Origin of the sequence: Pseudactinotalea sp. (genome assembly GCF_048594945.1) — a bacterium.
Taxonomy (GTDB): domain Bacteria; phylum Actinomycetota; class Actinomycetes; order Actinomycetales; family Beutenbergiaceae; genus Pseudactinotalea.
In genome coordinates, this window is record NZ_JBMDXJ010000065.1 from 1 (window position 1) to 6369 (window position 6369).

A 6369-nucleotide genomic window follows, 5' to 3' on the forward strand; every position below is an offset into this window, starting at 1 on the left:
GACCTGGTCTACCTGCGGGAGGGCACCGACCGCGTGCTGTCGATGTGGATCCCGCTCGGCGATTGCCCCACCACCCTCGGAGGCCTGACGTACCTCGAGGGCACCCATCACACGGTCATGGCACAGGAGCGGGAGGGCACGCTGAAACGGCCCGCGGCCTCCATCACCGCCGACCTGCCCGCACTCGCGCAGGAGCACGACGCCCGCTGGCTCGTCACCGATTACCGCGCCGGGGACGTCATGGTCCACTCGGCCCATCTCATCCATGCCGCGCTGGACAACGTCGCCGACGAGGGCCGGATGCGACTGTCGACCGACATCCGCTATCAGCGCCTGCATGAACCCATCGACTGGCGGTGGCAAGAGCACTGGCACGATCGCGACGGGCTGTGACGGCCTCGGCGAGCCCGACGGCGCTGACTCACTTCACCGTGAACGTCGCCTCGGTCTCGGCGATCGTCGCCGGATCTTCCCCGCCACCGAGGAGCATGACGACGGCCCGGTAGGTGCCTGCCTTGGCCACGGCCTGGTCGGGACAGCCGGAAGCGCTGCGGCTTCCGTTCCATCGGAACGAGGCGCTGTCCTCGCCGTCGATGTCGAGCAGCACGCGTCGCTCACCCGCGTTCGAGCAGTGCTGCGAGGTCCACACCTGGTCGTCGCCGGAGTAGATCACGAGCTGGATCCGCGACCCGACGTCCGCCAGGCACGGCACCTGGCCGGTGTTGGTGACGGTGACCGGAATCGCCGTCGCGGCGCCCTCCTTCACGCTGTTCGGCATGTCGAGCGTGAGCTCGATCGCTGCTGGCCGACAGTCGACCGGGTTGGCCAGCTCTTCCTCTGTGGGAGGTCCGGTGGGTGCGTCGTCGGGATCTGGCGGGACCACCGGGGTATCGCTGATCGGCCGAGGCAGCATGTCGTCGGCTGCCGCGAGGGCGTTGACACCGGCCCGCACACCCACGACGATCCCGGCCACGAGGACGAGCAGGATCGTGAGCACGGTCAGACGGCGACGGCGGAATCTTGCCTTGTCCTGCTGGGTGGCCGTACCGGAGCCTTGCGGTGTGCGGGGTCCTCGGCGCGCCTGCGATCGGGCGCCGGCAGCATTCCGGGCGGTGCTGGTGGCCTTGGCGGCGCCGCTCGCACCGCGTGGGCCCGCCGCCGAGGCCCCCGATTTCCCGGCGGCAGGGCGCGGCTTGCCGCGTGCCTGGCTCGCGCCGGGGCGCGCCTTGGCCCGCTGCGACGTCCCGCGCTGAGGGGAGGAGCCACCCTTCGGCGGGGTCGTGGTGCTCCTCATGTCGGCGACGGTAACCCAGCGGGGCGCCGGAAGCCGGCAGACATTCCGTCCGGGTCGCAGCTGGGCAACCGCGAGCGCATGGTGGGGAACACTGTGTGCGTGACCACGACAGCCGCAGAGCCCCGGCAGCTGTGGCCGCTCGTGCTCGCCTGGTACGACGAGCACCGCCGCGACCTGCCGTGGCGCGAGCGGGGCACCTCCGCCTGGGCGGTCCTGGTCTCGGAGGTCATGCTGCAGCAGACCCCGGTGGTACGGGTGGAGCCGGTGTGGCGGGCGTGGATGTCGCGATGGCCGGAACCGGCTGCGCTCGCAGCCGCATCACCGGCGCAGGTGCTGCGAGCGTGGGATCGGCTCGGCTACCCGCGCCGGGCGGTACGTCTGCGCGAAGCCGCCGCAGCGATCCGTGACCGGCACGGCGGCGTGGTTCCCCGGGAGCGTGAGGACCTGCTCGCGCTTCCCGGGATCGGTGGTTACACCGCTGCTGCGGTGCGGGCCTTCGCCTACGGCGAGCGCGACGTGGTCCTCGACACCAACGTGCGGCGCGTGCTGGCCCGCGCACTCGACGGCATCGCCCTTCCCGCTCCCTCACTCACCCGTGGCGAGGAGCACCGGGCGGCCGACGTGTTGCCGCCCGATGCCGCAACCAGTGCACGCTGGAACATCGGGCTGATGGAGCTCGGTGCGCTCGTGTGCACCGCACGCGCACCGCGCTGCGATGCCTGCCCGCTCGCGGCCGCGTGCCGGTGGCGAACCGTCGGCCAGCCCGGCGATGCCCATGCGCACCGCCGCCGCACCCAGGCCTGGGCCGGAACCGATCGACAGGCCAGGGGACGATTGATGGCGGCCCTGCGGGACGCCGTCGAGCCTCTGGACGAGACCGAGCTGCCCCGATGGGGCGACGAGGCGCAGCGGGCACGGGCACTCGCCGGACTGGTGGCCGACGGGCTCGTCGAACTCACACCGCCGGCTCGATACCGGCTTCCGGAGTGACCGGCTCAGGCTCCGGCTCCGGCTCCGGCTCGGGCTCGGGCTCGGGAAGCCGCTTGATCGCAAACGCCGGCAGCGCCGCCACGACCACCCCGATGACGGTGAGCGCGACGAGCAGGCGGTAGTCGACGACCGCGACAACCGCCGCCCCGATGAGCGTCAGCACGGCCTGCGGCGTGTTGATCGCGAGCATCGATGCGGCCGAGGTGCGACCCTGCATCCGCGGCGTGGTGAGCCGCTGCCGGATCGTCACGAACGCGACGACACTCCAGGTGACGCCGAGTCCGACCACCGCCATCCCGATGCTCACGAGCAGCACGCTGGGGGTGAGGAATGCCGCCCCGCCGACGGCCAGCAGCGCCAGCCCGAGTGCGAACACGCGGGGCTCGCCCCATCGAGCGATCACGCTGGCGGCCGTGACTCCGCCCACCACCGAGCCGATGCCCTGCACGCTGACCAGGACGCCGAGCGACGCTGCGGCCAAGCCGAGCCCCTGCTCGATCACGGGGAACGTGGCGATGTTGAGCAGCCCGGTGGCGGCGAACGCCACCCCGATCACGATCGTGGTGCGGGCGAGCACGGGCGTGCGGGCGATGTGGCCGAACCCGGCGAGGGCGGATCGCAGATACCCCTCGCTCTCCTCCTCCGGCTCGGGCTCGGACTCCTGCATCCGAACGCGGGTCAGCAGCAACGCCGTGAGTACGAAGCAGATCGCGGTGAGCGCGACGACCGCCTGCGGTCCCACGACCACGTACAACGCGGTCCCCAGCAGCGGCGAGACGAGTCGCAGCGCCTGGTCGATCGTCGACAGCAGGCCGTTGCCGGAGGCCAGGTGAGCGTCGGGCAGCATGTCGCGGAGCAGCGCGGACTGCGCTGCGCCGGTCAGCGTGCCGAGGGCTCCGTAGGCGAAGATCACCACGTAGAGCAACCAGAACCGGTCCGCCGTCAGCAGGAACAGCAGGCAGACCATGCCGGCGCCCACGAGGTTGCCGATGATCATCAGCCTCCGCCGCGAGGTGCGGTCGACCAGGTGTCCCATCACCGGCGCGAGCAGCGTGGCCAGGCCGAGCACGGCGAACACGACGCCGGCTGCGGCATCCGAGCCGGTGAGGTCCTTGGCCCAGACTGCGGCCATCAGGTACAGCGCGCTGTCACCGATGTTCGTGGTCAGCCAGGCTGCGGTGAGGCGCCGGAAGGGCTGGTGCTCCCAGGCTGCTGGTCGACGGCGGAGCGCCGCTGCGATGGTCATCGTTCGTCACCTTCGTGCGTGAGGGGCTCGGGGTTCGCGACCGCGAACAGGTGCGCACGACGTGAGCCTTCCGGGCGTTTGGTCGGGTCAGCCTCGCGGCCGGCGTACCACTCGTGCGCCACGGTCTGCAGGTGCTTGCTGAGCTCGGCCAGTTCCTCGGCGGTGGCCCAGAAGGTGCTGGAGGTGATCGTGGCCGCCTGCGCCCACTCCTCCGGCTCGTTGGTATAGGTGGCGAGGTAGTTGCGCACACGCTCGGCCTGGCGCAGCACCTGCATGCTCGCGAGCTCGGCGACCGCCCGGTGCGAGCCGACCTCCTGGCTCGGACGCACGTCCATGCCGCCGCGCATCGCGGACCGCCACGGGCGTTCGCGGCCCCGACGCGGAGCTGGCTCGATGAAGCCGTACTTCGCCAGTGAGTGCAGATGGAACGAGCACGAGGCGACCGACTCCCCCACCGCCTCGGCGCACTGGGTGGCAGTGGCGTCCTCGACGGACTCGAGGTGGTCGAGCAACGCCAGCCGCACGGGGTGGGCGAGCGCTCGAATGCGTTCGGGATTGCTGATCGAGGTGAGGTCCTGCTCTGCGTCCATGACACCGACAGTAGATCATCAAGACTTCTTTATCAAGCCTCCTTGATCAAGACTCCTTGACCATCTGTGTTAGCCACTCTCCCCCTGGCCGGGAAAGCGTTTCCGGGCGATCCGCGGTCGCACGGTGGCAGCGAATCGCCCGAGAACGCTTGCCGCTAGGGTTCACGCCGTGGAGACCGTGCCCGCAGACGTGCTGATCGCCCGGGCGGTACGCGCCCATACGCGCGCGCTCGTGACGCTCGCGGTCGCATGCCTCGCGCTCGCCGGCATCGGCACCGCAGCGCTCTCGCTCGCCGGCGAGGACCTGCGCACGCCACCGATCACGGCCGGCCTCTCACTGCTCGCGGTCGGGCAGGCGTGCGCGCTAGTGGCCGCGGCGATCGCCGGCATCGGGTTGATACGCGTGCTGCGCCAGGTCGGCGAGCCAGGCAGCGACGACTCGGCCGCCGCCGCCCGCTCGAACGTGCCGCGCGAGGCCGTCCGCGCCACCGCCGCACGCTTCGCGATCCTCATGCGCGTGGTGGTCGGCGCATGCGTGCTGGTGATCAGTGTGTGGGCGCTCGCCAACACGGCCGGGATCGTCGGCGCCGTGGTCGGCGCACTGGTGACGCTCCAGCTCGTCGTCGCCCTCGCACTCCTCCGCGTCCACCTCCTCCGCTCCCTCTGACCACCCCGGCACTCGGAGCTTTCAACGCTCTTCCGGCACCACGGAGCTTTCAACGCTGTTTCGGCGCTACGCAGGTTTCAACGCTCTTTCGGCGTCCTGCCGCCGCGTCGGGACCGCCGCCGAAAGTGCGTTGAAACCGCTGCCGTGCCGGAAGAGCGTTGAAAGTTCCGTGGCGCCGGATTCGCGTTGAAACCGGTGAGGGTCAGTCAGGCGGCGCGGTCAAGGAGGTGGCGGGCGGTGGTCTCGTCGATGATGAGGTCGGTCGCCACCCGGGCGCGGAGGGCGCCCAGCAGCGCGGGGACCTTCGCCTCCCCCACGACGACGCACATCCGCCGGGCGACCCGGCGCAGCTCGCGTGGACTCGGGCCGGTGGCGCGGCTGTTGATCTCGATGTCGCGGTAGCTGCCGTCCTCGCGATGGAACACGGTGCAGACATCGCCGATCACGCCGTCGGCATCGAGGGCGGCCAGGTCCTGGTCGGTGAGGTAGCCGGCCGAGTACACGTGGGAGGGGACCTCCGCGGTCAGCGAGCCGACGCCGAACAGCGCGATGTCGACCCGACGCTGCAGGTCGAGGACGCGTTGCACGCTGCGCTCGCGCCACATCAGAGTCTTGGTCTCGGGGTGATCGAAGAACGCCGGGACCGGGAAGTGCTGACTTGTGGCATCGAAGCTGTCGGCGATCGCACCGATGAGATCGCTGGCGTAGGTGAGGCCACTCGCATAGGTGTTGGCAGCACCGTTGAGTTGCACCACCGTGGAACCGGTGGTCGGCATCCGGCGCAGGTGTCCGGCGATCGCGGAGACCGTGGTGCCCCACGCCACACCGAGCACCATGTGGGAGCCGAACCACTGCCCGAGCAGGTTGGCTGCCACCGCGGCGACCTGGTCGAGCCGCTGCAGCTCGGTCGAGCGCGGCCGCACCGGCACCACGTGTGCGCGGATCCCGAACGTCGCGGCCAGGCGGTGCCCGAGGTTCTGGCCGGCACGGCTCGGGGGCTGCTCGACCGCGATCCGCACCAGCCCCACCTCGCGAGCGTGTGCGATCAGCCGCGACACGGTGGAACGGGACACCTGCAAGGTCCTGGCGATGACATCCATCGTCTGGTTCTGCAGGTAGTACATGGTGGCGGCGCGATACGCGTCCTCGTCCTGCACGGTTCACAGACTCCCATCTCGCCCTCGGCGTGCTGCACATATGTGCAGGATGCTTGCGCGTTTGTGCGAGAGCCGCAAGTGTGTGACCGTGCGGCGTCGCAGCCGCACCCGGGACGTACTCCCGGACACGACCAGCAACGGAAGTGGTGGCACCGTGACCGCACCGGCACTGACCGCACAGGACCGCACCGACGCACTGGCAGCGATGAGCGATGACGCCGGACTCGACGTCCTTGTCATCGGAGGTGGCGTCACCGGCGCCGGGATTGCGCTCGACGCCGCGACCCGAGGCCTGCGCACCGGCATCGTGGAGGCGCAGGACTGGGCCAGTGGCACCTCCTCCCGCTCGTCCAAGCTCGTGCACGGCGGCCTCCGGTATCTGCAGATGCTCGACTTCCACCTGGTGCACGAGGCGCTCAACGAGC

At 70.6% G+C, this 6369-nt stretch carries 8 protein-coding genes; 4 read left to right on the forward strand and 4 right to left on the reverse strand.

What is annotated here, in order from left to right; translation table 11 throughout:
• Positions 1 to 393 (forward strand): phytanoyl-CoA dioxygenase family protein (locus ACOJSN_RS03015; protein ID WP_420111032.1); only part of this gene is annotated, 393 nt, incomplete at its 5' end.
• Positions 394 to 421: 28 nt separating this feature from the next.
• Here ACOJSN_RS03015 and ACOJSN_RS03020 read toward each other — a convergent pair.
• The gene (locus tag ACOJSN_RS03020) at positions 422 to 1294 is read right to left on the reverse strand and encodes a hypothetical protein (protein WP_420111033.1); all 873 of its coding nucleotides are present in this window, start codon (positions 1292 to 1294) and stop codon (positions 422 to 424) included.
• 99 nt (positions 1295 to 1393) lie between these two features.
• Here ACOJSN_RS03020 and ACOJSN_RS03025 point away from each other — a divergent pair, with 99 nt between their 5' ends.
• A complete protein-coding gene (locus tag ACOJSN_RS03025; protein ID WP_420111034.1) occupies positions 1394 to 2284 on the forward strand; it encodes an A/G-specific adenine glycosylase in 891 nt (296 codons plus the stop codon).
• On the opposite strand, the gene ACOJSN_RS03030 is transcribed toward ACOJSN_RS03025, so the two are convergent.
• Together ACOJSN_RS03030 and ACOJSN_RS03035 are read right to left on the reverse strand one after the other, a co-directional pair.
• Positions 2250 to 3530, reverse strand: a complete 1281-nt coding sequence (locus ACOJSN_RS03030; RefSeq protein WP_420111035.1) for an MFS transporter — start codon at positions 3528 to 3530, stop codon at positions 2250 to 2252. The two genes, ACOJSN_RS03025 and ACOJSN_RS03030, sit on opposite strands and share 35 nt — an antisense overlap.
• A complete protein-coding gene (locus ACOJSN_RS03035) occupies positions 3527 to 4120 on the reverse strand; it encodes an ArsR/SmtB family transcription factor (RefSeq protein WP_420111036.1) in 594 nt (197 codons plus the stop codon). Before ACOJSN_RS03035 ends, ACOJSN_RS03030 begins: the two co-directional genes overlap by 4 nt.
• 169 nt (positions 4121 to 4289) lie before the next feature.
• Here ACOJSN_RS03035 and ACOJSN_RS03040 point away from each other — a divergent pair, with 169 nt between their 5' ends.
• Positions 4290 to 4787 (forward strand): hypothetical protein, encoded by a 498-nt coding sequence (locus ACOJSN_RS03040; protein WP_420111037.1) that lies wholly within the window; start codon positions 4290 to 4292, stop codon positions 4785 to 4787.
• A 206-nt stretch (positions 4788 to 4993) separates the two neighbouring features.
• Here the strand turns inward: ACOJSN_RS03040 and ACOJSN_RS03045 are convergent, their stop codons facing one another.
• The gene (locus tag ACOJSN_RS03045) at positions 4994 to 5944 is read right to left on the reverse strand and encodes a sugar-binding transcriptional regulator (RefSeq protein WP_420111038.1); all 951 of its coding nucleotides are present in this window, start codon (positions 5942 to 5944) and stop codon (positions 4994 to 4996) included.
• Positions 5945 to 6149: 205 nt separating this feature from the next.
• On the opposite strand from ACOJSN_RS03045, the gene ACOJSN_RS03050 reads away from it, so the two are divergent.
• A partial coding sequence (locus ACOJSN_RS03050) for an FAD-dependent oxidoreductase (protein WP_420111039.1) occupies positions 6150 to 6369 on the forward strand: 220 nt, incomplete at its 3' end.